This is a genomic window from Halomonas cibimaris (assembly GCF_055379665.1).
Genome location: NZ_AP043828.1, coordinates 48,099 through 72,462, shown reverse-complemented (window position 1 = coordinate 72,462; position 24,364 = coordinate 48,099). Strand labels below are relative to the sequence as shown.

Here is a 24,364-nt window from a genome sequence, read left to right as displayed (position 1 = left end):
GCGCTGTTGATACGCTAGGCGGCGTCGGCTGCGGGCACCGCGGCGGCCTCGTCGGCAAAGCGGTGCCACTGGCGCGGGTGGGCAAACAGCCGCCGGCCGCGCTTCAGCCCAAGCCGGGCAAAATCGGCGTGGCGAACGGTGGCAAGCCAGGGGGCCGGCAGCCAGTCGGCTTCAAGCTCTACGCGCACCTCGGCGCCCACCGGGGAGACCGCGGTGACGGTCACCGGCAGGTGGCAGCCGGCCTCGGGCTGCTCGGCCAGGCGCACTTCGTGGGGGCGCAGCAAAAGCTCTTCGCGGCCGTCGGGCAGGTCTACGGCAAAGCGGGCGCTGCCGCAGGTGAGCACGCCGCTTTGCACGTCGCCTTCCAGTCGGTTGACGTCGCCGAGAAACTCAAACACGAAGCGATTCTGCGGCGCGCGGTACAGCGCTTCCGGCGTATCGACCTGCTCGATTTTGCCGTCGCTCATCACCACCACGCGGTCGGAAAGCTCAAGAGCCTCTTCCTGATCGTGGGTGACAAACACGCTGGTGAAGTTGAGCTCGTCGTGGAGGTGGCGCAGCCAGCGGCGCAGGTCCTGGCGCACCTTGGCGTCAAGCGCGCCGAAGGGCTCGTCGAGCAGCAGCACGTCGGGCTCCACGGCCAGCGCCCGGGCCAGCGACACGCGCTGCTGCTGGCCGCCGGAGAGCTGGGCCGGGTAGCGGCCGGCCAGATGCTCAAGCTTGACCATTTCCAGCAGCCGGAAGACCCGGGCGCGGATCTCGCTGCGCGACGGCCGGCTGCGCCTTGGCATCACGCTCAGGCCAAAGGCCACGTTGTCGTAAACGCTCATGTGGCGAAACAGCGCGTAGTGCTGAAACACAAAGCCGATGCGCCGATCGCGCACGTGAACGTGGGTGACGTCGCGCTGGCCGAACAGAATCCGCGCCGGGGTGCGGGTGCCCGCCCGGTCGGGGGTTTCCAGCCCGGCGATAATGCGCAAAAGGGTGGTCTTGCCCGACCCCGACGGGCCCAAAAGGCCGACGAGCTCGCCTTCGTGAATATCCAGGTTGACCGGCTCCAGCGCCCGGGTGGCGCCGAAGTGCTTGCCGATGTTGTCCAGACGGATGCTCATGGGTGGGTCTCCCGGCGCGATGCGCGCCATTCAAGGCCGGCCTTGGCCGCCAGGGTGAAAAGAGCGATCAGCGCCAGCAGGGCCGCACTGGAAAAGGCGCCGACCGTGTTGTAGTCCTGATAGAGCTGCTGCACGTTGAGCGGCAGGGTGTTGGTCTTGCCGCGAATGGCGCCGGAAACCACCGACACCGCGCCGAACTCGCCCACCGCCCGGGCGTTGGTCAGAATCACGCCGTACAAAAGCGCCCAGCGAATGTTGGGCAGCGTCACCCGGCGAAAGACGGTAAAGCCGCCCGCGCCCAGCGTCACCGCGGCTTCTTCCTCGCGGCTGCCCTGGGCCTGCATCAGCGGGATCAGCTCCCGGGCGATAAACGGGCAGGTAACAAACACCGTGACCATCAAAATGCCCGGCCAGGCAAACATCAGCTGAATATCGTGCTCGGCAAGCCAGGTGCCGATCCAGCCGTTGCGTCCGTACAGCAGCAGGTAGACCAGCCCCGCCACCACCGGAGATACCGCAAAGGGGATGTCGATCAGGGTCTGCAGCAGCCGCCGGCCGGGAAACGTGAAGCGAGTAATCAGCCAGGCCAGCGCCACGCCGAACACCAGGCAGATGGGAATGGTGAGCACGGCAATGCCCAGGGTGAGATAGATCGCGTGGAGCGTATGGGCCTCGGTCACGCTTGCCCAGAATACGCCGGCCCCCTTGGCAAAAGCCTGGGCAAAAATCGCCGCCAGCGGCAGCGCGAGGAAAATCGCCGTGAGCACAAGGGCCGCACTGATCAGAAGCCTGCGCGTACCGGGCGCGTCACCGATGCGTTGCATTAGCCTTTTCCTCCATGCAGGCGGCGGACAAAGCGGCCCTGCCAGATATTGATTGCCAGCAGCAGGGCAAGCGAGATCAACAGCAGCATTGATGCAATGGCCGAGGCGCCGGCGTAGTCGTACTCCTGCAGCTTGACGAAAATCATCAGGGACGTGATTTCGGTTTCATAAGGCGCGTTGCCGGCGATAAAAATCACCGCGCCGAACTCGCCCAGCGAGCGCACGAAGGCTAAACCGGTACCGGTGACCAGCGCCGGCCACAGGTGGGGCAGAATCACCCGGCGAAAGCCCACGCCGTCGCTTGCGCCCAGCGACATGGCGGCCTCATCCACCTCGGCGGGCATGTCTTCCAGCACCGGCTGTACCGTGCGTACCACAAACGGAATGCTGGTAAACGCCATGGCCAGCGCAATGCCCACCCAGGTGTAGGCCACCTTGATACCCAGCGGCTCGAGCACGCCGCCCGCCCAGCCGCTCTTGGCGTAGAGCGTAGCCAGCGTAATGCCGGCCACGGCGGTGGGCAGGGCGAAGGGTAAATCCATCAGCGCATCCACCAGGCGCTTGCCGGGGAACTCGTAGCGCACCAGCACCCAGGCTAAAAGCAGGCCGAAAGCGGCGTTGACCAGCGCCGCGGCACCCGCCGCGCCCAGGGTGGTGGTGTAGCTGGCGACAATGCGCGGGTCGCTGATAATCGCCCAGTATTCGCCGAAGGAAAGCCCGGCCAGCTGGCCGAACAGCCCGGTCATGGGCAAAAGCAGCACCAGCGAAATGAACAGCACGCTGATGCCCATGGAAAGGCCGAAGCCCGGCAGCACGCGGGTGCTGCTAGACCGTCGCCGAGGGAGTCGAATGGCCGAAGAGTTCATAAAGCGTGCTTACCGGCGCTGAAGCTGGTCGATCAGGCCGCCGCTTTCAAAGTGCTTTTCCATGGCCCGGTCCCAGCCGCCGAACGCGTCTTCGACCTTCAGCAGCTCGGTTTCGGGGAACCGGTCGGCAAACTCTTCGACGACGTCCTCGTTGTTGACCCGGTAGTTGAAGCCCGCCAGCAGGCGCTGGGTGTCTTCGCGGTAGAGGTAGTCCAGGTAGCCCTGAGCGAGATCGGCGTTGTCGTTTTTCTCGGCGTTTTCATCCACCACGGCCACGGGGAACTCGGCGAGAATGCTCACCGGCGGTACGACCACTTCGTAGGCGTCGCTGCCGTATTCGCCGCGAATGTTGTTGACCTCGGACTCGAAGCTGATCAGCACGTCGCCGATCTCGCGCTCGATGAAGCTGGTAGTGGCGCCGCGGCCGCCGGTGTCAAAGACTTCGACGTTGCCGAGGAAGGTCTTCATGTAGTCGCGGATTTTATCTTCGTCGCCGTCAAGGCGCTGGTCGGCAGCGCCCCAGGCGGCCAGATAGGTGTAGCGGCCGTTGCCCGAGGTCTTGGGGTTGGGGAAGACGATTTCCACGTCTTCACCGGCCAGGTCCGCCCAGCTTTGGATGTTTTTGGGGTTGCCCTTGCGCACCAGAAATGCGGTGGTGGAGTAGTAGGGCGAGGCGTTGTTGGCAAACGCCTGCTTCCAGTTCTCATCAACCAGGCCGGCGTCGGCCAGCACCTGCACGTCGGTGACCTGGTTAAACGTCACCACGTCAGCACCCATGCCCTGCATGATGGCGCGGGCCTGGGCGGAGGAGCCGTTGTGCGACTGGCTGACTTCAACGCTTTCGTCGTGCTCAGCTTCCCACCAGCGCTCGAATTTGGGGTTGATCTCGGCGAACAGTTCGCGAGCGATGTCGTAGGAGGCGTTGAGCAGCTCGCGGTCGGCGGCGTTGGCCGCACCCGAGGCGCTGGCGGTAACGGCAACGGCGAGCAGGCTGCGCTGAAGGGTTTTGACGGTACGTGAAGCGGCCATGCAAAGGCTCCTTGAAAAGCGTTGTGGGACGGTCTTCAAGACTAAAACCGGGTTTAGGTAATTACAATCGTATTTTATATTCTTTTTTAGAATATATGTGTATGGCAATCCCGCGGCCGTTCGGCGTTTTTTGCCGCGCCGGCAGGTGCCGCTGCCCTGATCTTTGTTACCATTTACGCCCTTGCGTTGGCGGCGCACTGCTCGCCGGCGCCGTTTTCTTCCTGCTGTCACCAGCCGCAAAAAGCCCATGACCATGACTGCATCACGGCACAACGCCTCCCGTTTTTTTCGCATTGCCCCGTCGATTTTGTCCGCCGACTTTGCCCGCCTGGGCGAAGAAGTCGACAACGTGCTGGCCGCCGGCGCGGATATCGTCCACTTCGACGTGATGGACAACCACTACGTGCCCAACCTCACCATCGGCCCCATGGTGTGCAAGGCGCTGCGCGATCACGGCGTCACCGCGCCTATCGACGTGCACCTGATGGTCAAGCCGGTCGACCAGCTGATCGGGGATTTCATCGATGCCGGCGCCAGCATCATTACCTTCCACCCGGAAGCCTCCGAGCACGTCGACCGCTCGCTGCAGCTGATCCGCGACGGCGGCTGCCAGGCCGGGCTGGTGTTCAATCCGGCCACGCCCTTGAGCTATCTGGACTACGTGATGGACAAGCTGGACATGGTGCTGCTGATGAGCGTCAATCCCGGCTTTGGCGGCCAGGCATTTATTCCGCAAACGCTTGCCAAGCTGCGCGAAACCCGGGCAAAGCTGGATGCCTCGGGCTACGACATTCGTCTGGAAGTGGACGGCGGGGTCAAGGTGGACAACATTGCGGAGGTGGCCGCTGCGGGGGCGGATACCTTCGTGGCCGGCTCGGCGATCTTCAAGGCGCGCCGCACCGGCGACCCTCACGCCTATGATACGGTCATCCGCGAGCTGCGCGAGGCGCTGGCGCAGGGCGTTCAAGGCTGAGATGTCGCACAATGCCCCGGAAAATGCCACGATCCAAGGCACATGATCATCAAGCAGAGGACCGTGCGGTGCATCCACTGTTGAGCGGAAAAAAGCTGATTGCCTTCGATCTCGACGGCACCCTGATTGACTCGGTGCCTGATCTGGCCGCGGCGCTTGCCCGAGCGCTTGAAGCCGAAGACCTGGCCGTGCCCGAGCAGGAAAACGTGAGCCGCTGGGTGGGCAACGGCACCTACAGGCTCGTTGAGCGCGGCCTGGCCTGGGCGCAGTCCACGCCTGAAAACAGGCTTGACCGGGCAAGGCTCAATCGGCTTTACGCCGCGTTCATGCGCTATTACGGCAAGGCCCCGCATCGGCTGACGCGGCTCTACCCCGGCGCTGCCGAGACGCTTTATGCGCTTAGAGAGGCCGGCTTTGTGCTGGTGCTGATCACCAACAAGCCCGAGCGCTTTATCGCCCCGCTGCTTGAGCACTTTGCCCTGAGCGAGGCCTTCGCGCTGTGCCTGGGCGGCGATAGCCTGGCGCGCAAAAAGCCCGATCCGCTGCCGCTGACGCATGCAGCTGCCCGGTTCAGCGTGGCCCCCAGCGCCTGTGTGATGGTAGGCGACTCCTGCCACGACATCGCCGCCGGCAAGGCGGCGGGGTTCGCCACCGCCGCGCTTACCTACGGCTACAATCACGGCGAGCCGATTGGTCAGAGCAGGCCGGATGCGCTGCTGGACTCGCTGAGTGAGCTGCTTTAGGCCGCTGCCCGGCCGTTTTCTACGTGATAAGGAATTCTTGCTGATGACCCCTGAACGTTTTGCCGAGCTGGCGCGCGCCGGCTATAACCGTATTCCCGTATCTTGTGACGTGCTGGCGGATTTGGATACGCCGCTGTCCACATATCTCAAGCTTGCCAACGTGGCGTGGACGTTTCTGCTGGAATCGGTGCAGGGCGGAGAAAAGTGGGGGCGCTACTCGATCATCGGCCTGCCGTGCCGGGAGCGTATCGAAGTCCGCGGCCATACCGTGCGCCACATCCAAAACGGTGAAACCCAGGGAGTGGCCGAGGTCGACGACCCGCTGGCGTGGATCGAGGCGTTTCAGGCGCGTTTTAAAGTTCCCAAAGTCGACGATCGCCCACGCTTTGACGGCGGGCTGGTCGGCTACTTTGGCTATGAAACCATCCGCTATATCGAACCGCGCCTGGCAGGCAGCGACAAGCCCGACGCCTTGGGCGTGCCGGATATCCTGCTGATGGTGTGCAACGACCTGGTGGTGTTCGACAACCTTTCCGGGCGGCTGACGCTTTTGACCCACGCCGACCCGTCGCAGCCCGAGGCGCTGGCGAATGCCCAGGCACATTTGCATCATCTGGAAAACCGCCTGCGCGAGGCCTATACCCGGCCTGTCAGCCGTCCGCAAGACAGCCCGAATGTGGCCGAAAGCGACTTTACCTCGGGCTTTACCCAAGAAGGCTTCAAGGCCGCGGTGGCCAAGATCAAAGAGTACGTGCTTGCCGGCGATATTATGCAGTGCGTGCCGTCCCAGCGCATGTCGGCGCCGTACCGCGCCGAGCCGCTGGATCTCTACCGGGCGCTGCGCAGCCTGAACCCGTCGCCGTATATGTACTACCTGAACCTGGACGATCATCAGGTGGTGGGCTCGTCGCCGGAGATTTTAACGCGCACCGAAGAAGGCGAAGTCACCGTGCGCCCCATTGCCGGCACCCGCAGGCGCGGGCGCACCGAGGCCGAGGACCAGGCGCTGGAAGACGAGCTTTTGGCCGATCCCAAAGAGCTTGCTGAGCACTCCATGCTGATCGATCTGGGGCGCAACGACGTGGGCCGCATCAGTGAAACCGGCAGTGTGAAGGTCACCGATAAAATGGTGGTGGAGCGCTACTCTCACGTGATGCATATCGTGTCCAACGTGGTGGGGCGACTCAAGCCCGAGCTTTCGGCCCTGGACGCGCTGCGCGCGACCTTTCCTGCCGGCACGGTTTCCGGCGCCTCCAAGGTGCGGGCGATGGAAATCATCGATGAAGTGGAGCCGATCAAGCGCGGTATCTACTCAGGTGCTGTGGGCTATCTGTCCTGGCACGGCAATATGGATACGGCCATTGCCATTCGCACCGCGGTGATCAAGGACGGTCAGGTTCACGTCCAAGCCGGTGCCGGTATCGTCGCCGATTCCGACCCGGAACTGGAATGGCAGGAAACTCTGAACAAAACCCGCGCGCTGATCCGTGCGGTCGCCATGGCCGAGCGCGGTTTGGACGAGCGCTAGGCTGATGCGTCGGACGGTCCGTTGCGGCGCTTTTTCAATCCCGTACCCAGGCAACAGGAAGCGTATTTTGCAGACCGATACTACCGCTATTGTGGGCATTGTTCGAATGTCGCTTGATGGCGTCGTTTTGTATGTAAACCATGGATTTGAGCAGCTCACCGGGGAGAGCGAGTCGCCGGTCGGGCAGCACTGGGCGCGCCTTCTTGCCCCCGGAGAAGAGCAGACGCCCCGGCTTGCCACGCTCAAGCGTTTGCTGGGCCGGGAGCGCGTTTGGACCGGCGAGCTTTGGCTGGCCGCGCGCGCCGGACAGCCCGTGCGCTGCCGCGTTACGGCAACGCCGCTTTATGACGATACGCGGCTTTCCGGCGCAGCACTGGTATGCCGGCCGCTGGCGGCAGGCGCGGCAGACACGCCGCGCCGCGGGCGCTGGCTCAGGCGTTTGAACCCGGCGAGTCTGACGTTCAAGACCACAGCCCTGGGGACGCTGGCCGTGGCCATGATTGCCGGCGCCATCGGCGTGGGCAGCCTGCTTTCCAGCAATGCCCAGCAAGCGATCAGTCGAACCGGCGAGAGCATTTCAGCGATTGCCAATCTCAACGCCATAGAAGGGGCTTCGATCAGCGGGCGGCGGGAAATCAACCAGGCCATGGCCGACCTTGACCATATTGAAGATCCACAGCGCTTCAAGGCCCGGCTGGAGGGCTTTGAAGACGCCATGCTTGGCCACTGGCAGACGTTTTTGGACGCCATGAATCCCGAGCTTGGCATTGACACCGACGAGCTGGATACGCTGCTTCAAGGGCATTACGAAGACGGTATCTATCCGGCCATGCGCCATCTGCTGGATGACGGTGACCAGGCATCCGCCCGCGAGGCATTCGGCGCTTTTCTCTCCGAAGATGCCGGGGTATTCAGCCGCCGGCTAAGCGAAATGTCGCAGCGTTATCAGCAGGAAGCCGTCGAGGCGGCCAATCAGAGCGAGCGTTTTCAGCACCAGATAGCGAACGGGCTGTGGCTTGGCGGACTGCTCAGTCTGGCGGTTTTTCTGGCCACCTGCGTCAAGCTCATCCGCGATATTCGCCGGCCAATGCGCAGCGCCCAGCTGTTTGCCATGCAGATTGCAGCGGGCAACCTGAAAGCGCATCCGCCGCATCAGCAAAATACAGAGATCGGCCGCGTGCTGGACGCCGTTGAGCTTATGACGCTAGCGCTGGAAGGCCTGATTGATCAGGTGCGCCGCGGTGTGGATACGGTCACGCCGGCCGCAGACGGCGTGGCCCGCAGCAGCCAGACCATTGCCGCCCAGTTTGAACAGCAGGCAAGCGCTGTGCAGCAAACGGCGGCGGCCATGGACGAGATTTCCACCACCGTTCATCAGAATGCGGATAACGCGCAAGCGGCCGCTGCCGTTTCGAATGACAACGCCCAAAAAGTGCAGCGTGCCGAGGCCGACATGCATGCGCTCTCGACCTCCATGGGCGAGATTCATACCCAAACAACGGCGATGGAAGCGCTGGTGCAGCAGATCGACGAAGTAGCCTTCCAGACCAATATTTTGGCACTGAACGCCTCGGTAGAGGCCGCCCGTGCCGGTGAGCAGGGGCGCGGCTTTGCCGTTGTCGCCCAGGAAGTGCGCAATCTGGCCCAGCGCAGTGCGCAAACCGCAAGCGAGGTCAAAAGCATGATCGCGCGCGCCCAGCAAGCGGTAGCCAAGGGCGTTCAGGACACCGAAACAACCGGCGCGGTTATGGAAGATATTCAAACGGCGTCGAGCAAAATCAACGACCTGATCGATGAAATCAGCCAGGCTGCCAAGGAGCAGTCGGACGGCGTATCGCAGGTGTCCCAGGCAATCGCCCAGATTGATGATGCCATTCAATCGTCGTCCGGTGAGCTGTCCGGGCTGGACAGCGCCTCCCAGGCGCTGAATGAAGAAGCCCGCATACTGACGCATAGCGCCCAGGCGTTCGAGACTCGCCGCACACGCTTCAGCCGTGCCGCCGACGAGGCCGGCGCCCCGCTCGCTGAAGCGCCGGCGCGCACCCGTGCCCATACGCAAGAGGACTGGGACAGCTTCTAACGCTGGCCGACGAATAGGTGCGCTGGTTGAATAGGCGCGCTGGTTGAATAGGCGTGTTGATCGAATAAGCGCGCTGGTTGAATAGACATAGTAGCCGGGCCCCGGGCAAGCTGGGGCCCGGCTTTTTACGGCCGCTCAAAAAGCGGTGATGGTGCCGGCAGCCCGGGCCAGCGCAATCATCGGCGCAGGATAAAGGCCCAGCACGATGACCAGCACGGCAGCCCCCAGCACCACCAGGCCGCCGGCGCGCGCCGCCCAGTCCGGCGAGGCGTCCCGGCGCTGCATGCCCGGCTCGGCCAGAAACAGCGTCACGATCACCCGCAGGTAGTAATAAAGCCCGATGGCGCTGCCGGCGATGATGCCGCCCACCAGCCACCAGCGGCTGGCCTCTACGCCCAGAGCAATAAGGTAGAACTTGCCGATAAAGCCGACGGTGGCGGGAATGCCGGCAAGGGAGAGCATGGCCACCGTCATCACCGCGGTGAGATAGGGGCGCCGCCAGAACAGCCCGCGGTAGTAGTGCAGGCTGCCGGCGTCTTCGCCGTCGGTGGCGCTGGAGACCAGAATCACTACGCCGAAGGCGGCAAGCGTTGCCAGCACATAGGTGATCAGGTAAACCCCGCCGGTTTCCACGGCCAGGCCGTCGGCCACCACCAGCACCAGCAACGTATAGCCGAAGTGGGCAATGGAAGAGTAGCCCAGAAGCCGCTTGAGATTTGACTGGGTCAGCGCCAGCAGGTTGCCCGCCAGCATGCTGGCAAGCGCCAGCGTCCACAGCACGGCGTGCAGCCACTCACCCTGAAAGGCGGGGGCGCTCATTACCAGGCGCAGCATAATGATAAAAACCGCCACCTTGCTGGCCGTGGCAAGAAACATCGCGGCCGGCCCGGGGCCGCCTTCGTAGACGTCCGGCGTCCACAGATGAAACGGCGCAACCGAAAGCTTAAAGCCCAGCCCCGCCAGCATCAGCCCGGCGCCGGCCAGCCCCCAGACGCCGGTGCCCTCGCTAAGCGTTGCCGTAAGCGCGGCCAGCGCAAGCTCGCCGGTCTGGGCGTAGAGCAGCGCCATGCCGAACAGCAAAAAAGCGCTCGCGGCGGCGGAGAGAATCAGGTACTTGATGCCGGCTTCCAGCGAGCGGCGCTCGTGAAAGGCGTAGGCCAGCATGCCGTAAAGCGGCATGGACAAAAGCTCCAGGCCCAGAAAAAGGCTCGCCAGATGGCGGCTTGCCATCAGCACCAGCCCGCCGGCCGCCGAGCACAGCAGCAGCAGGTAGAACTCTTCCCGGGGTTTCTGGAACGTCTCGAAGTAGGCATGGGCCAGCACCGCGCAGGCAAGCGTCGAGGCCAGCACCAGCAGGCCGCCGAGCATGGCCGGGCCGTCAAAGGCGAGCAGCGGCGCGGTCAGCGGCGCGACCTGCCAGGCGGCCACCTGTGCCACCAGTGCCAGGGCCAGGCCCAGCACGCTGACGGCGACGGTGACATGGTGCTGTCGCCGCCAGGCGATACCCAGCATCACGGTAACGGCCGTGGCACCGACCAGAATCAGCGGAAGATAAGCAAGGGCAAGGGTGGGTAACGGCATTAGCGAGCCTCCGGCATCAGCGGGCTTTGGGCGTCAAACAGCCGATGGATGTCCCCCATGGCGGCATCGGTGGTATCCAGCAGCGGCTGGGGATAAAGGCCGAGCCACAGGATCAGCGCCGCAAGCCCCAGCAGCATGCAAAATTCGCGGGCGTCCAGCCCTCTCAGCGGGGCTTCACTCTGGGCAGGGCCGTAGTGTACACGCTGCATCAGCATCAGCGAGTATACCGCCGCCAGCACCAGCCCTACGCTTGCCAGCGCCACCGTCCAGGGGGCGATGGCAAAGGTGCCGAACAGCACCATGAACTCACCGACGAAGTTGGCCGTGGCCGGCATGCCCAGCGAGGCGGCAATGAAAAACAGATAAATGCCCGGCATGCTGCCCAGCCGCCCCCATAGACCGCCCATCTGGCCGATCTGGCGCGTATGCAACCGCTCGTACAGCTGGCCGCTCAGGATAAAAAGCCCCGCGGCGGAGAACGCGTGGGCCACCATCAAAACCACCACGCCCTGCAGGGCAAGCTCGGTGCCGGCGTAGATGCCGATCAGCACAAAGCCCATGTGGGCGATACTGGTATAGGCGATAAAGCGCTTGACGTCCTGCTGGCCGCAGGCGAGCACCGCGCCGTAAAAAATGCCCAGCAGACCAAGCCCCATGGCGACGGGCGCAAAGGCCTGAGACGCCTCGGGAAACAGCGGCAGGGCAAAGCGCAGCATGCCGTAGGCGGCGGTTTTGAGCAGAATGCCGGCGAGATCCACGCTACCGGCGGTGGGCGCCTGGGCGTGGGCGTTGGGCAGCCAGCCGTGAAACGGCACTACCGGCAGCTTGACCGCAAAGGCGATGAAAAACCCGAGCATCAGCCAGAAAGCCAGCACGGGCGACAGCGCGGTCTCTTTGAGCACGGCATAGCTGAAGGAATACTCGCCGGTGTTGGCGTGGTGGGCAAATACCAGCCCCAAAATGGCCACCAGCATCAAAAGGCCGCTTGCCTGGGTATAGATGAAGAACTTGACCGCCGCGCCGATGCGAGTGCTGCCCTGGGAGCCGCTATGGCCCCAAAGCGCAATCAGAAAGTACATCGGCACCAGCATCAGCTCCCAGAAAAAGAAGAACAAAAACAGGTCAATGGCGAGAAACACCCCGACCACGCCGCCGAGAATCCACAGCAGGTTGAGGTGGAAAAAGCCGATGCGTCGGACGATCTCCTGCCATGAGCACAGCACCGCCAGCACGCCGAGAAAGCCGGTCAGCGCAATCAGCACCAGCGACAGCCCGTCCAGCGCCAGATGAAAGTCGATGCCGAAGCGCTCGATCCACGGCAGGCGGTATTCCATCGCCCACTGGGGGGCGCTGCCGCCGGCGCCGGGCAGCGCAAAATCCAGCTGCAGCCAAAGATAAAGGGCCATCAGCAGCTCGCACAGCATGGTAGCCAGAGCGATCAGCCGTGTAGCCCGGCCGCCGAAGCGCTCTGCCTGCCAGCATAAAAGACCCCCGGCAAACGGGATGACAATCAGCCATACCAACATCATAAGCGTTTATCCCTTTCAGGTTCCCTGAAACACCAGCGCCAGACTCAACAGGATCAGCGTCGCGCCCATCACCATGGTCACGGCATAGCCGCGCAGCTTGCCGGTCTGGGTGCGGGAAAGCCCCCGGTGCACAAGGCGCATGCACCAGGCCAGCAGGCGAAAGACACCGTCGAACACATCGCTTTTCAACAGCCGCACCGCGCCCCGGTACGGGCGCACCAGCGTCCGGTCAAACAGCGCATCAAAGCCCCAGGCGCGATGCCACAGTCGCCACAGCCACGCGCCCAGCCCGGCATCGGCCAGCGTTAGCCAGCCGCGATGAAGGCTGAACACCCACACGCCAAGCGCCATACCGGCCAGCGCTACGGCAGCGGCAATCAGTTCAAGCGCGCCGTGGCCGGCCGTTGCGTTTTCTCCCGGGCTTGCGGGCAGCACGCCGGCCAGCGGCGGGGTAATCCACGCGCCGATAAACGTGGAAAGTATCGCCAGCACGCAAAGCGGCAGGCCGTGGGCCAGGCCGCGGCCGGCTTCGGCGCGACGGGCGCTGTCGCTTTTGGCCGGGCCGTGGAAAGTGGCGATGATCAGCCGCAGGGTGTAAAGCGAGGTGAGAAGCGCACCGATCAGCCCGGCAGCGAGAAGCCCTTGCTGGTCGGCGGCCAGCGCCTGCCAGAGAATGGCATCCTTGCTGTAAAACCCGGCGGACACCAGCGGCAGGGCGGCCAGGGCCGCGCCGCCCACTACAAAGCCCATATAGGCCAGCGGCAGCGTGCGCCACAGCCCGCCGAGGCGACGCATGTCCTGCTCGTGGTGGCAGCTGATAATGACCGCACCTGCAGAAAGAAACAGCAGTGCTTTGAAAAACGCATGGGTCATCAGGTGGAAAATCGCCGTATCATAGGCGCCTACGCCCAGGGCGAGAAACATATAGCCGATCTGGCTCATGGTGGAATAGGCCAGCACGCGCTTGATGTCGGTTTGGGCAAGGGCCGCAAAGCCGGCCATCAACAGCGTCAGCGCCCCGATGACGCCGGTGGCGTAAAGCGCGGCGGGGGCCAGCTCGAAAATGCCGTGCATCCGCGCGATCAAGTAGACACCGGCGGTCACCATGGTGGCGGCGTGAATCAGCGCCGACACCGGCGTGGGGCCGGCCATGGCATCGGCAAGCCAGGTGTGCAGCGGCAGCTGGGCGGACTTGCCCAGCGCCCCGCCGAGCAGCAGAAAGGCGGCCAGCTCCACCACGGTATCGCCCGACTGCCAGGCCCGGGGCGCGAGTTCCAGAATTTCAGCGATGTTGAGCGTGCCCAGCCGGCTGAAGAGCAAAAACATGCCGATGGCCAGAAACACATCGCCAATGCGGGTGATGATAAACGCCTTGAACCCGGCCCAGCCGTTGGCGCTGTGGGTATAGTAGTAGCCGATCAGCAGATAGCTGCACAGGCCCACGCCTTCCCAGCCGAGAAATAAAAGCAGCAGGTTATCGCCCAGCACCAGCAGCACCATGCTGAACACAAACAGGTTCATGTAGGTGTAAAAGCGCGTGATGCCGTCTTCGCCGCGCATGTACCAGGCGGCGAACAGGTGAATAAAAAAGCCCACGCCGGTGATCACGCCAAGCATGGTCAGCGAAAGTCCGTCCAGCGCCAGGCTGATGCCGGGCTGGAAATCGCCCACGGCGATCCAGGTCCAAAGGGTGAGCTGCCCGGCGTCGCCGGAAGCAAAGTTCAGCGCGATCAGGGCGGTGGCAAGGGCTGCAAGCCCCACGCTTGCCGTACCCAGCGTCGCGCTTGCGCGATAGCTTAGCCGCCCCCGGGAGAACGCCAGAATCAGCGTGCCCGCAAGGGGCAGCAAAAACGTCAGCGGCAAAAGCATCGCCGTCGGCTGGACGGTTGAGATATCAGTCAAGGGTTCCATCATCCGCGCATCCTGCTGGCCACGTCGAGGTTGAGAGTCTTGAAGCGGTGATACAGCTGAATCAGCAGGGCAAGGCCTACGCTTGCCTCGGCTGCCGCCAGGGTAATGACCAGCAGAAACATGACCTGACCTTCCGGCTGCTGCCAGCCGGTGCCGGCCACGATAAACGCAAGCCCCGCGGCGTTGAGCATCACTTCCAGGCTCATCAGCACAAAGATCATGTTGCGGCGAAACATCAGCCCGCCAAGCCCGAGGGTAAACAGCACACCGGCCAGCACCAGGCCGTGTTCCATGGGGATACCGTTCATGTGTCCTCCCTGGGTGTGCCGGTTGCTGAAGTGGGCCTGTCACGCGGTGCCGGAGACGGCGCGGCCACCGGGCTTAGCCGCCCGACGTGAGACGCTGTGACCAGCGCGGCAAGCAGCAGCAGCGCGCCGAGCTCCACCAGCAAAAGCCAGGGCCCGTAGAGCAGCGTGCCCGCACCCTTGGCGGTGAGCCCGCCGCCGGTGATGACAGCCTGCGTATCGCCTTGCCATAAAAGGCTGACCAGGGTGAACAGCAGCACGGCTGCCAGCACTGACGGCCCCAGCCAAGTGCGCGGCTTGAGCCATTCACGTTCCTGTTCGATGCCGGCATGGCCCAGATTGAGCATCATCACCACGAAAACAAACAGCACCATGATCGCCCCGGCGTAGACGATGATTTCAAGCGCCCCGGCAAAGGGCGCGCCGAGGGCGAAAAACACCAGTGCCACGGCAAGCAGCGATACCACCAGATACAGTACGGCATGTACCGGGTTGGGGTTGACAATAACGCCCAGCGTTGCAAGCACGGCTGCTAATGCGCTGAGATAAAAGGCAAGCTCCATGATTTCTCCCCTTGATACCGGTGCCTTCAGGGCAGCAGCGTGGTGACCTTGATGGGTTCGGCCTCGTCTTTGCCCTGGCCTTTGTCCTTGCCGCCCACGGCAAGCCCGGCCACTTTATAGAAGTGGTAGTCGTGATCCTTGCCGGGGCCGTTGATCAGCAGGTCCTCTTTTTCGTACACCAGCTCCTGGCGGCGGTATTCTGCCATCTCAAAGTCCGGCGTGAGCTGAATCGCCGAGGTCGGGCAGGCCTCTTCGCACATGCCGCAGTAAATGCACCGGGAAAAGTTGATGCGGAAAAATTCCGGATACCAGCGGCCGTCGTCTTTCTCGCCCTTTTGCAGCGAAATGCAGTCTACCGGGCAGGCCACGGCGCACAGATTGCAGGCCACGCAGCGCTCCTCGCCGTTCGGGTCGCGGGTCAGCACGATACGCCCGCGATAGCGCGGCGCAAGATAGGGCTTTTCTTCCGGATAGCTAAGCGTTTCGCGCTTGCGAAACGCGTGCATGAAGATCAGCCCCAGGGTGCGCAGCTGAGACCCGGTGCCGTGCAACAGTTTTTTATACATGGCGTTCTCCTTGCGTTGACGCGTCGCGGCACGCCTGCCTGCGGCCTATGCCGGGGTTGCGAGCAGAATAATCGCGCCGGTCACCAGCAGGTTGAGCAGCGTAAGCGGCAGGCAGACGATCCAGCCAAAGGTCATCACGCGGTCGTAGCGGGGCCGGGGCAGGGCGGCCCGGGCCAGAATGAACAGCAGCAAAAACACGCCGGTTTTTAACGCAAACCAAACAATGGGGGGAAGCCACGGCCCGTGCCAGCCGCCGAAAAACAGCGTCACGGTCAGCGCTGAAATCAGCAGCATACCCACGTATTCGCCGATGAAAAACATGCCGAATTTCATGCTGGAATACTCGATGTGATAGCCGTCGGCCAGCTCCTGCTCGGCTTCGGGCTGGTCGAACGGGTGGCGGTGGGTGACCGCAAAGCCGGCGATGAGAAAAGTGCAAAAGCCCAGAAACTGCGGAATAACAAACCACAGGCCTGCCTGGGCGGCCACGATCTCGCGCAGGTTAAACGAGCCGGCCGTGGCTACAACCCCCATCAGCGAAAGGCCCATGAACACTTCATACGAGATCGTCTGGGCCGAGGAGCGCATGGAGCCGATCAGCGCATATTTGTTGGCGCTGGACCAGCCGCCCAGCAGCACCGAGTAGACGTTGATGCCGCCCATGGCGAGGAAAAACAAAAGACCGATATTCCAGTCCGCCACGCCAAGGGTCGGCGTGATGGGAATAATCACAAACGACAGCAATAGCGAGGCCATGGCAATGCCCGGGGCCAGCACAAAAATCGTGCGGTCGGCAAAGGGCGGAATCCAGTCTTCCTTGAAAAAGATCTTGAGCATATCGGCGATCAGCTGCAGCGAGCCGAACGGCCCCACGCGGTTGGGCCCGTAGCGGTCCTGCCACAGGCCCAGCATCCGCCGCTCCACCACGGTCATCACCGCGCTGACCAGCACGGCGACCAGCAGAATCGCCACCGCTTCGAGCATGGCGATAACGCTTGCCAGCAGCGTCGGGTTCAGCCACGCCGGGCGTAGAGAATCCAGCATTGCCCAGTCCATCAGCGCTCCTCCTTGCCTGCGGGGTTGGCTAGAGTGACCCATTCACCGTTGGGCGCGCCGGGCAGCACGCCGGCAGGCAGCGTCACCAGCCCGTCGGGCAGCTCAGCTTCGACGTGCAGCGCAAGCGACAGGCGCGTTTCCCCCACGATCAGGGTCAGCGTGTCGCCGCTCTGGGCGTCAAGCGCTCGGGCGTCGGCTGCGCTCAGGCGCAGGCTCGGTGCCGGCGTGCGCTCCGCGATCGCCTCGGCGCGGGACGACGTGGCCTCGCCGCCGAACAGCCGCGGCAGCACCCACAGCTGAAAGCGGCCTTCGCGGGGGGTAAAGGCGGCCGGGATGGCCTCGGCGGCGGGATAGCCGCGCTGGGCGCTACCCGCCGCGCCGGCCACGCGAACGCCCGGGTCGCCGCCGGCCAGGTGGCCGCCCACGCTGTCGGTGAACTTGTTCCACGCCTGGGGCGAGTTCCACCCCGGTGCCCAGGCGAAGGGCACCTGCCGGCGCGGGCGGTCAAAGCCGCTGTAGCCCTCCATGGAAAACTCGAACGGCGTGTCCGGGTCTTGGGGCATGCGCGGCTCGCTGACCGCGATGTCAGCGCGCATGGAGGTGCGCCCGCTGTAGCGGTGCGGCGAGCGGGCCAGCTTGAGCGCGCCGGGCAGCTCGGCGTGGCCGCCGGCGTCTTCCATGCCGGCCAGCGCCGGGTGGGCCCGGGCGCAGTCGGCTACGGCGCGGGCAAAGGTCAGCGGCTCGCCGGCGCTGCGGCCAAGGCTTGCGCGCAGCGCGTCCAGCCAGCGCCAGCCGGCGTGAAGGCGGGATTCCGGGCGCAGATGGCGCGGGTCGTACACCTGATAAAAGCGCTGGGCGCGGCCTTCGAGGTTGACCACGGTGCCGTCGGCCTCAACAAAGCTTGCCGCCGGCAGCCCCAGATGGGCGCGCTGCCAGGTGGGCGTTCGCTGGTGATCAATGACGATAATGCCTTCTGCCCGGCTCAGCGCATCGCTGACCGCGGCATCGGGCAGGCGCTCAAAGAGGTCGTTTTCCAGCACGATCAGCGCGTCGGCGTGGCCAAGCGAGACGCGTTCCAGAGCGCGCTCCAGGGGCTGGCCGCCCATCAGGGCAAGCCCGGCGCTGTTGGCTTCGCGGCGCACAAGCATCAGCCCGCCGCGCTTTTCCCGGCGGTTGACTTCTTTGCGCCCCAGCGCCCGAGCGATGCTTTCGGCGGCGTCGATAATCGCGGTGGATTCAAGCGAGCCGCCGCTGAGGACCAGCGGGCGCTCGGCGGCGAGCAGGGCCTGGGCGATTTCACGCGCCTGTGTTTGCGTGGCCTCATCGAGATCCGCGACCGCCGGGGCCTCGGCATCCAGCTCGTGAGCGATGGCGTAGCCCAGCCGGGCGATGTCGTCGGGCGCCAGCCGCAGCGAGGCGGCGCTGATAGCGTCAAGCTCGGTGGCCGCGGGGTAGGCGATGTAGAGCGGGTGGCGGCTGTCCTGAGCCAGGGTTTTCACCGCCTCGGCGTTCCACTGGGGAATGCCGCGCTCCTCGGCCAGCGCCTCGCGGATGCCCAGCACCGCCTGGCGCACGCTGAGCGCAAGCCTTGCCGCACTGTGCATCAGGTCTTCACCCAGCACCAGCACGGCGTCGTGACGCTCTACCTCACGCGGCGTCGGGGTGGTAAGCATGCCCTCGGCGTCGACTTCGGCCATGCGCGCAAGGCAGGCCTGCTCGGCGGCGGCAATGCCGGTGGAGAAGTTGTCCTCGCCCACCAGCGTTTTTAGCTGATGGTTGCTCTCGAGGCTGGCCCGGGGCGAGCCAATGCCGATCACGCGGTCCGCCCGGCGCAGCAGGTCGGCGCCGCGATCAAGGGCGGGGTCCACGTCGAGCTCGGTGATGCGGGTGGCGCTATCGCGCTGCTCGCTGCGCCACTCCGGCCGGCGCGGGCGGTCGTCGCGGTTGACGTAGTCGTAGCCGAAGCGGCCGCGGTCGCAGAGGAAAAAGCCGTTGAGCTCGCCGTTATAGCGGTTTTCGATGCGCCGCACGCTGCCGTAGCGCTCGCCGGGGCTTGTGTTGCAGCCTACCGCGCACTGGTGGCAGACGCTGGGGGCGTACTGCAGGTCCCACTTGCGGGTGTAGTGGCGGGTGTGGGTTTTATCGGTGAATACGCCGGTGGGGCAGACCTCGGTGAGGTTGCCGGCAAAGGGGCTTTCCAGCGTGCCTTCTTCGTGGCGGCCGAAGTAGAGGTTGTTGTGCATGCCGAACACGCCCAGATCGGTGCCGCCGGCGTAGTCGTTGTAAAAGCGCACGCAGCGATAGCAGTTGATGCAGCGGTTCATCTCGTGGGCGATAAACGGCCCCAGATACTGGTTGCGGTGGGTGCGCTTGGCAAAGCGATAGCGGCGCTGGCTGTGGCCGGTCATCACCGTCATGTCCTGCAGGTGGCAGTGGCCGCCTTCTGCGCACACCGGGCAGTCGTGGGGGTGGTAGGTCATCAGCCATTCCACTACCCGGGCGCGGAAGTCACGGGCATCTTCGTCGTCGATGGCGATCCAGCTGTTGTCGGCGGCCGGCGTCATGCACGACATGACGATCTTGCCCTGGGTGTCGTTTTCGTCCTTGTACTGTTTGACCGCACACTGGCGGCAGGCGCCGACGCTGCCCATGGCCGGATGCCAGCAGAAATACGGAATATCCAGCCCCAGCGACAGGCAGGCGTGCAGCAGGTTATCGCTTCCGTCTACCTCGTAGGCGTTGCCGTCCACGTGAATGGTTGCCATCAGCTTACCTCCTGATCCGGGGTGGCGGCAGCGCTGCCGTGGGTTGCAATGCCTGCCTCGAAATCGGCACGGAAATGGCGAATCGCCGACTCCAGCGGCATGGCCGCCCCCGGGGCGTGGGCGCAAAACGTAAGGCCCGGGCCGATGTGGGTGGCGTGCTCCTGCAAAAGCTCGATATCGCCGGGGCGGCCTTCGCCGTGTTCCAGCGCCTGCAGTATCTTGGCCGCCCAGGGCAGGCCGTCCCGGCAGGGCGTACACCAGCCGCAGGATTCCCGAGCGAAGAACTGCTCCAGGTTGCGCAGCAGCGCCACCAGGCTCTGGCGCTGGCTGACCACGGTTAAAAGCCCGGTGCCCAGCCGGCTGCCGTACTGGCCGACGGTGTCAAAATCCAGCGGCAGCTCCAGATGCTCGGGGAGCAGAAAGCCGGTGCTGGCGCCGCCGGGCAGCCAGGTTTTCAGCGTGTGGCCTTCGCGCATGCCGCCGGCGCGTTCTAGGATGTCAAAGCCTGTGGTGCCGATGGGCAGCTCCCACAGGCCGGGCTTGTTGACCAGCCCGGAGACGCCGTAGAGCTTGGTGCCGCCGTCGTCGCTGAGCCCGCCGGAAAGTTCCTGATACCAGTCGGCGCCGTGCTGCATCATCGCCGGGGCGTTGCACAGGGTTTCGACGTTGTTGACCACGGTGGGCTTGCCCCAGGCGCCGGACTGGCCGGGAAACGGCGGCTTGGCCCGGGGGTTGGCGCGCTTGCCTTCCAGCGAATTGATCAGCGCGGTTTCTTCGCCGCAGATATAGCGCCCGGCGCCGGTGTGCAGGGCAATGTCGAAGTCAAATCCGCTGCCGGCGACGTTATCGCCCAAAAGCCCGGCATCGCGGGCTTCCTCGATGGCCAGGGCAAGCGAGCGGGCGGCGTCGACGTACTCGCCGCGCAAAAAGATATAGCCGTACTTCGAGCGGTTGGCGTGGCCGGCGATGATCATGCCTTCCAGCAGCAGGTGCGGCTGCTGCTCCATGAGCAGGCGATCCTTGAAGGTGCCGGGCTCCATTTCGTCGGCGTTTGCGACCATGTAGCCCCGGGGCAGATGATCGCCGACCTGAGTCAGGCTCCACTTAACGCCGGCGGAGAAGCCGCCGCCGCCGCGCCCGCGCACGTTGGCGGTTTTCATCGCCTCGATGACGTCGGCGGGGTCTGTGGCCAGCGCTTTTTGTGCGCCGACGTAGCCGTTTTTCCGGCGGTATTCGTCAAGCCCGATGCGCGAGCCGTCGTCGTTGAGCCGCCAGGTCAGCGGGTGCGTATGCTCGCGGCGCTCATCGGCCGACTGGCGCAGCTGGCTTTTATAGCGCAGCCGGGAATTGGGCGGTATTGCGTTCATGGGTACGCCTCCAGAAGCTCGGGCAGATCATCCGGCGCAATCGGGCCAAAGGTGTCGTCATTGATCATCATCGCCGGGCCGCGATCGCAGGCGCCCAAACAGCAGGTGGGCAGCAGGGTGAAGCGGTTGTCCTTGGTGGTTTCGCCAAAGCCGATGCCCAGCCGCTGGCGCAGCGCTTCGCTTAGCTCGTCATAGCCGGTTAAAAAGCACGCGCTGCTGTCGCAGACGAGTATGACGTGGCGGCCTACGGGCTGGCGGAAAATCAGGTTATAAAACGTCGCCACGCCCTCTACCTCGCCGACGCCGACGCCGAGCGTTTCGGCAACGGCGGCGATGGCGCCGTCGGGCACCCAGCCGTGGCGTTTCTGGATGATTTTCAGCGCCTCGATGCACGCCGCCTGGGGCTGCTCGTAGTGTGCGCGTTCGGCCAGTATCGCCCGGCGGTCGTCGTCGCCGAGCGTAAAGCCGTCGCCGTCGGTGGCAATGGGGGCTGTGGTGCCGGCGACATCGTAAAAGCGGTCAGACATTGCTCACACTCCCGGGTTAGCGGTCCACGTCGGCCATAACGAAATCAATGCTGCCCAGATGCGCAATCAAATCCGGCACAAAGCCGCCGCGCATCAGGGCGGGAATCTGCTGCAGGTGCGGAAAGCTCGGCGTGCGAATGCGCGTGCGGTAGCTCATGGTGCTGCCGTCGCTGGTCAGGTAGTAGCTGTTGATGCCTTTGGTGGCCTCGACCATTTGCAAGGATTCGTTGGCGGGCAGCACCGGCCCCCAGGACACCTGCAGAAAATGGGTGATCAGCGTTTCGATGTGTTCGAGCATACGCTCCCGGGGCGGCGGCGTGGTCAAGGGGTGATCGGCCTTGAAGTCGCCGGCGGGCATGTGGTCGATGCACTGCTGGATAATGCGCAGGCTCTGGCGCATTTCGTCGATACGCAGCTGGCCGCGGTCGAAGGCGTCGCCGTTATGGCCCAGGGGGACTTCGAACTCGAAGTTTTCATAGCCGGAGTAGGGGCGTTTTTTGCGCAGGTCAAAATCGCAGCCGGTGGCGCGCAGGTTGGGGCCGGTGACGCCCCAGTCGAAGGCGTTTTGCGCATCAAAGGCGGCTACATGGCGGGTGCGATCGCGCACCATGGCGTTTTCCATCATGGTGCGCTCGTATTCTTTCAACCGCGCCGGCATCCAGTTGACGAAGTCCTGCATCAGCCGGTCCCAGCCTTTGGGCAGGTCCTGCATCAGCCCGCCGATGCGAAACCACGCCGGGTGCATGCGAAAGCCGGTAATCGCCTCGATAACGTGGTAGGCCTTCTGGCGGTCGGTGAAGGTGAAAAACACCGGCGACATCGCGCCCAGATCCTGCAGGTAAGTGCCCAGAAACAACAGGTGGCTGGAGATGCGAAAAAGCTCCGCCATCATCACCCGCACCGTGGCGGCGCGCTCGGTGACCTGAATGCCGGCGAGCTTTTCCACCGCCAGCACGTAGGGCAGGTTGTTCATCACCCCGCCGGTATAGTCGATGCGGTCGGTATAGGGGATAAAGCTGTGCCAGGACTGGCGCTCGGCCATTTTCTCCGCGCCGCGGTGGTGATAGCCGATGTCCGGCACGCAGTCGATGACTTCTTCGCCGTCGAGCTGCAGCACCACGCGAAACGCGCCGTGGGCGGAGGGGTGGTTGGGGCCGAGGTTCAAAAACATGAACTCGGCGCCGTCACGCTCGCGCTGCATGCCCCAGTCTTCGGGCACGAACTGCAGCGCGCTCTGCTCTTTGTCCTGGCCTTCCACGGTCAGCGTGTAGGGGTCAAACTCGGTGGCCCGGGCGTGATGGTCCTTGCGCAGCGGATGGCCGTGCCAGGTCGGCGGCATGAGGATGCGCTTGAGGTTGGGGTGGCCGGCAAAGCGGATGCCGAACATGTCCCACACTTCGCGTTCGTACCAGTCGGCGTTGGGATATACCGAAATCACCGTAGGCAGGGAAAGGTCGTCTTCGCCAAGGCCCACCTTGAGCACAATATCGCGGTTGCCGGAAACCGAAAGCAGCTGGTAGACCACGGTAAAGTCGGCCGCGGGCAGCCCGTCTCGGTGGCTGCGCATGCGCTCGTCCACGGCGGTGAGGTCGTAGAGCATCTCAAACGGCTGGGGCATGCTGCGCAGCGCTTTGAGCACCTCAGTGATGGCCTCGCGGCGCACCCAGATGACCGGCATGCCGGTCAGCGTGGGCTGCTCGCAGTGAATCTGCGGGCCGAAGCGCTCGCGTAGCGTGTGGACGATGGCGGCGGAGGAATCGGTGCTCATGGTGGTCTCGGCTCTCCCTTGGCTAAATGCTGTCCGGGGTGCGCAGCTCGGTGGCCTGAATGCGCCGGTCGCGGTGCTTTTCCCGCTGGGAGGGCATTTCAGCGCGGTAGACGCCCTGGTCGCCGACGACCCAGGAAAGCGGGCGGCGCTCTTCCTGAATGGAATCCTGCAAAAGCTGCAGCCCTTGCAAAAAGGCTTCCGGGCGGGGCGGGCAGCCGGGCACGTACACGTCTACGGGCAAAAATTTATCCACCCCCTGCACCACCGAATAGATGTCGTACATGCCGCCGGAGTTGGCGCAGGAGCCCATGGAAATCACCCACTTGGGTTCGAGCATCTGGTCGTAGAGCTGCTGGATGACCGGGGCCATTTTTACAAAGCAGGTGCCGGCAACGACCATGAAATCGGCCTGGCGCGGGGAGGCGCGGATCACCTCGGCGCCAAAACGGGCGATGTCGTGGGGCGCGGTAAACGCCGTGGTCATCTCCACATAGCAGCAGGAAAGACCAAAGTTGTACGGCCACAGCGAATTCTTGCGGCCCCAGTTCACCGCCGAGTTCAGCACGTCTTCGAGCTTGCCGGTGAAGACACTGCGGTGTACCTGCTGCTTCATCGGGTCGTCAACGCGCTGGCGCTCGCCCAGCGGATAGCGGTCGTTTTGCTGCGCTATTGCGTCGTTGGCCCGGGTCAGGGTGTATGCCATGTCATGCCTCCCGCCTGAAATCTCTGGGTGCTCGATTGAGACGCTGAGCTAGCCGTCAGCGCCCGCCGCTCAGCCGCGCCGGGCGCTGCCCCGGTGCATCCGTTCGCTTCCGCCCGGGGCCCAGTTCAGCGCACCGGAGCGGTAGTCGTAGACCAGCCCGGCCAGCAGAATAAAAATGAAGGTGGCCGCTCCCAGAAAGCCGGGCCAGCCGGCTTCACGCACGGAAATGGCCCAGGCAAACAGGAAAACGGCTTCAATATCGAAGATCACAAACAGCATCGCGACCAGATAAAACTGGATGGAAAATCGCTGGCGGGCGCTTCCCGCGCCGATGATGCCGCCTTCGAAAGGGATGGGTTTGCTGCGCCCCCGGCTGCGCCCGCCCAGCAGCGCGGATGCCCCGATCATGAAGGTACACAGCAGCAAAACGGCCAGCACAAAAAGCCCGGTGGCCCAGTACTCGGCGATCAGCGCGTTGGCATTATCAAGCGGCATAAGGCATCCCCGTCATGGTTTCCCGGAAGGCGCTGTCTAGCGGCCCGAGCTTTGTGGCGGTAGGTACTCAGCC

At 64.2% G+C, this 24,364-nt stretch carries 21 protein-coding genes; 4 read left to right on the top strand and 17 right to left on the bottom strand.

The window, feature by feature from the left end:
* Positions 1–14: 14 nt before the first annotated feature.
* Genes ACZ415_RS00340 through cysP form a run of 4 tightly spaced genes read right to left on the bottom strand, consistent with a single transcriptional unit; the run spans position 15 to position 3,831 of the window.
* A complete protein-coding gene (locus ACZ415_RS00340) occupies positions 15–1,112 on the bottom strand; it encodes a sulfate/molybdate ABC transporter ATP-binding protein (RefSeq protein WP_344702951.1) in 1,098 nt (365 codons plus the stop codon).
* Positions 1,109–1,936 carry a sulfate ABC transporter permease subunit CysW gene (gene cysW / locus ACZ415_RS00335; protein WP_344702953.1) on the bottom strand — a complete coding sequence of 276 codons (828 nt, stop codon included), beginning with the start codon at positions 1,934–1,936 and terminating at the stop codon, positions 1,109–1,111. Before cysW ends, ACZ415_RS00340 begins: the two co-directional genes overlap by 4 nt.
* A complete protein-coding gene (gene cysT, locus ACZ415_RS00330; protein WP_344702955.1) occupies positions 1,936–2,802 on the bottom strand; it encodes a sulfate ABC transporter permease subunit CysT in 867 nt (288 codons plus the stop codon). Before cysT ends, cysW begins: the two co-directional genes overlap by 1 nt.
* 9 nt (positions 2,803–2,811) lie before the next feature.
* Positions 2,812–3,831: a thiosulfate ABC transporter substrate-binding protein CysP gene (gene cysP, locus ACZ415_RS00325; protein WP_344702956.1), complete on the bottom strand. Its 1,020-nt coding sequence runs from the start codon at positions 3,829–3,831 to the stop codon at positions 2,812–2,814.
* 253 nt (positions 3,832–4,084) lie between these two features.
* On the opposite strand from cysP, the gene rpe reads away from it, so the two are divergent.
* From rpe to ACZ415_RS00305, 4 genes are all read left to right on the top strand, one after another.
* On the top strand, positions 4,085–4,804 hold the full coding sequence (rpe, locus tag ACZ415_RS00320; protein ID WP_344702958.1) for a ribulose-phosphate 3-epimerase: 720 nt from the start codon (positions 4,085–4,087) through the stop codon (positions 4,802–4,804).
* 68 nt (positions 4,805–4,872) lie between these two features.
* The gene (locus tag ACZ415_RS00315; protein WP_344702960.1) at positions 4,873–5,547 is read left to right on the top strand and encodes a phosphoglycolate phosphatase; all 675 of its coding nucleotides are present in this window, start codon (positions 4,873–4,875) and stop codon (positions 5,545–5,547) included.
* A gap of 43 nt (positions 5,548–5,590) precedes the next feature.
* Positions 5,591–7,075, top strand: a complete 1,485-nt coding sequence (trpE, locus tag ACZ415_RS00310) for an anthranilate synthase component I (RefSeq protein WP_344702962.1) — start codon at positions 5,591–5,593, stop codon at positions 7,073–7,075.
* A gap of 67 nt (positions 7,076–7,142) precedes the next feature.
* Positions 7,143–9,155 (top strand): methyl-accepting chemotaxis protein, encoded by a 2,013-nt coding sequence (locus tag ACZ415_RS00305; protein ID WP_344702964.1) that lies wholly within the window; start codon positions 7,143–7,145, stop codon positions 9,153–9,155.
* Positions 9,156–9,290: 135 nt separating this feature from the next.
* Here the strand turns inward: ACZ415_RS00305 and nuoN are convergent, their stop codons facing one another.
* The 13 genes from nuoN to ndhC all read right to left on the bottom strand — a co-directional run bounded on the left by nuoN (position 9,291) and on the right by ndhC (position 24,291).
* Positions 9,291–10,736, bottom strand: a complete 1,446-nt coding sequence (gene nuoN, locus ACZ415_RS00300; protein ID WP_344702966.1) for an NADH-quinone oxidoreductase subunit NuoN — start codon at positions 10,734–10,736, stop codon at positions 9,291–9,293.
* Positions 10,736–12,265, bottom strand: coding sequence for an NADH-quinone oxidoreductase subunit M (nuoM, locus tag ACZ415_RS00295; protein ID WP_344702968.1), 1,530 nt, complete (start codon positions 12,263–12,265; stop codon positions 10,736–10,738). The genes nuoN and nuoM overlap by 1 nt, the downstream gene beginning before the upstream one ends.
* A gap of 15 nt (positions 12,266–12,280) precedes the next feature.
* On the bottom strand, positions 12,281–14,179 hold the full coding sequence (gene nuoL / locus ACZ415_RS00290; protein ID WP_344702970.1) for an NADH-quinone oxidoreductase subunit L: 1,899 nt from the start codon (positions 14,177–14,179) through the stop codon (positions 12,281–12,283).
* Positions 14,176–14,484, bottom strand: a complete 309-nt coding sequence (gene nuoK / locus ACZ415_RS00285; RefSeq protein ID WP_344702972.1) for an NADH-quinone oxidoreductase subunit NuoK — start codon at positions 14,482–14,484, stop codon at positions 14,176–14,178. Before nuoK ends, nuoL begins: the two co-directional genes overlap by 4 nt.
* A complete protein-coding gene (gene nuoJ / locus ACZ415_RS00280; protein WP_344702974.1) occupies positions 14,481–15,044 on the bottom strand; it encodes an NADH-quinone oxidoreductase subunit J in 564 nt (187 codons plus the stop codon). Before nuoJ ends, nuoK begins: the two co-directional genes overlap by 4 nt.
* A 26-nt stretch (positions 15,045–15,070) precedes the next feature.
* Positions 15,071–15,610: an NADH-quinone oxidoreductase subunit NuoI gene (gene nuoI, locus ACZ415_RS00275; RefSeq protein ID WP_344702977.1), complete on the bottom strand. Its 540-nt coding sequence runs from the start codon at positions 15,608–15,610 to the stop codon at positions 15,071–15,073.
* Between the two features lie 45 nt (positions 15,611–15,655).
* On the bottom strand, positions 15,656–16,666 hold the full coding sequence (gene nuoH / locus ACZ415_RS00270) for an NADH-quinone oxidoreductase subunit NuoH (RefSeq protein WP_425552723.1): 1,011 nt from the start codon (positions 16,664–16,666) through the stop codon (positions 15,656–15,658).
* Complete coding sequence (gene nuoG, locus ACZ415_RS00265; RefSeq protein WP_344702979.1) at positions 16,666–19,431, bottom strand: NADH-quinone oxidoreductase subunit NuoG; 2,766 nt, start codon at positions 19,429–19,431, stop codon at positions 16,666–16,668. The genes nuoH and nuoG overlap by 1 nt, the downstream gene beginning before the upstream one ends.
* Complete coding sequence (locus ACZ415_RS00260) at positions 19,431–20,798, bottom strand: NADH-ubiquinone oxidoreductase-F iron-sulfur binding region domain-containing protein (RefSeq protein ID WP_344702981.1); 1,368 nt, start codon at positions 20,796–20,798, stop codon at positions 19,431–19,433. The genes nuoG and ACZ415_RS00260 overlap by 1 nt, the downstream gene beginning before the upstream one ends.
* The gene (gene nuoE / locus ACZ415_RS00255; RefSeq protein WP_344702983.1) at positions 20,795–21,325 is read right to left on the bottom strand and encodes an NADH-quinone oxidoreductase subunit NuoE; all 531 of its coding nucleotides are present in this window, start codon (positions 21,323–21,325) and stop codon (positions 20,795–20,797) included. Before nuoE ends, ACZ415_RS00260 begins: the two co-directional genes overlap by 4 nt.
* A 16-nt stretch (positions 21,326–21,341) precedes the next feature.
* The gene (gene nuoC, locus ACZ415_RS00250; RefSeq protein WP_344702985.1) at positions 21,342–23,093 is read right to left on the bottom strand and encodes an NADH-quinone oxidoreductase subunit C/D; all 1,752 of its coding nucleotides are present in this window, start codon (positions 23,091–23,093) and stop codon (positions 21,342–21,344) included.
* 22 nt (positions 23,094–23,115) lie between these two features.
* Positions 23,116–23,796, bottom strand: coding sequence for an NADH-quinone oxidoreductase subunit B (locus ACZ415_RS00245; protein ID WP_344702987.1), 681 nt, complete (start codon positions 23,794–23,796; stop codon positions 23,116–23,118).
* Between the two features lie 69 nt (positions 23,797–23,865).
* The gene (gene ndhC / locus ACZ415_RS00240) at positions 23,866–24,291 is read right to left on the bottom strand and encodes an NADH-quinone oxidoreductase subunit A (protein WP_344702989.1); all 426 of its coding nucleotides are present in this window, start codon (positions 24,289–24,291) and stop codon (positions 23,866–23,868) included.
* Positions 24,292–24,364: the final 73 nt, after the last annotated feature.

What these genes read in the sequence shown, in the direction of transcription:
- trpE (WP_344702962.1), top strand. Translation starts at nt 5,591, where the DNA reads ATGACCCCTGAACGTTTTGCCGAGCTGGCGCGCGCCGGCTATAACCGT.
- nuoH (WP_425552723.1), bottom strand. Translation starts at nt 16,666, where the DNA reads ATGGACTGGGCAATGCTGGATTCTCTACGCCCGGCGTGGCTGAACCCG.
- ACZ415_RS00260 (WP_344702981.1), bottom strand. Translation starts at nt 20,798, where the DNA reads ATGAACGCAATACCGCCCAATTCCCGGCTGCGCTATAAAAGCCAGCTG.
- rpe (WP_344702958.1), top strand. Translation starts at nt 4,085, where the DNA reads ATGACTGCATCACGGCACAACGCCTCCCGTTTTTTTCGCATTGCCCCG.
- nuoK (WP_344702972.1), bottom strand. Translation starts at nt 14,484, where the DNA reads ATGAACGGTATCCCCATGGAACACGGCCTGGTGCTGGCCGGTGTGCTG.
- nuoG (WP_344702979.1), bottom strand. Translation starts at nt 19,431, where the DNA reads ATGGCAACCATTCACGTGGACGGCAACGCCTACGAGGTAGACGGAAGC.
- nuoC (WP_344702985.1), bottom strand. Translation starts at nt 23,093, where the DNA reads ATGAGCACCGATTCCTCCGCCGCCATCGTCCACACGCTACGCGAGCGC.
- nuoE (WP_344702983.1), bottom strand. Translation starts at nt 21,325, where the DNA reads ATGTCTGACCGCTTTTACGATGTCGCCGGCACCACAGCCCCCATTGCC.
- ACZ415_RS00340 (WP_344702951.1), bottom strand. Translation starts at nt 1,112, where the DNA reads ATGAGCATCCGTCTGGACAACATCGGCAAGCACTTCGGCGCCACCCGG.
- cysW (WP_344702953.1), bottom strand. Translation starts at nt 1,936, where the DNA reads ATGCAACGCATCGGTGACGCGCCCGGTACGCGCAGGCTTCTGATCAGT.
- cysT (WP_344702955.1), bottom strand. Translation starts at nt 2,802, where the DNA reads ATGAACTCTTCGGCCATTCGACTCCCTCGGCGACGGTCTAGCAGCACC.
- nuoM (WP_344702968.1), bottom strand. Translation starts at nt 12,265, where the DNA reads ATGATGTTGGTATGGCTGATTGTCATCCCGTTTGCCGGGGGTCTTTTA.
- cysP (WP_344702956.1), bottom strand. Translation starts at nt 3,831, where the DNA reads ATGGCCGCTTCACGTACCGTCAAAACCCTTCAGCGCAGCCTGCTCGCC.
- nuoL (WP_344702970.1), bottom strand. Translation starts at nt 14,179, where the DNA reads ATGATGGAACCCTTGACTGATATCTCAACCGTCCAGCCGACGGCGATG.
- nuoN (WP_344702966.1), bottom strand. Translation starts at nt 10,736, where the DNA reads ATGCCGTTACCCACCCTTGCCCTTGCTTATCTTCCGCTGATTCTGGTC.
- ACZ415_RS00245 (WP_344702987.1), bottom strand. Translation starts at nt 23,796, where the DNA reads ATGGCATACACCCTGACCCGGGCCAACGACGCAATAGCGCAGCAAAAC.
- nuoI (WP_344702977.1), bottom strand. Translation starts at nt 15,610, where the DNA reads ATGTATAAAAAACTGTTGCACGGCACCGGGTCTCAGCTGCGCACCCTG.
- ndhC (WP_344702989.1), bottom strand. Translation starts at nt 24,291, where the DNA reads ATGCCGCTTGATAATGCCAACGCGCTGATCGCCGAGTACTGGGCCACC.
- nuoJ (WP_344702974.1), bottom strand. Translation starts at nt 15,044, where the DNA reads ATGGAGCTTGCCTTTTATCTCAGCGCATTAGCAGCCGTGCTTGCAACG.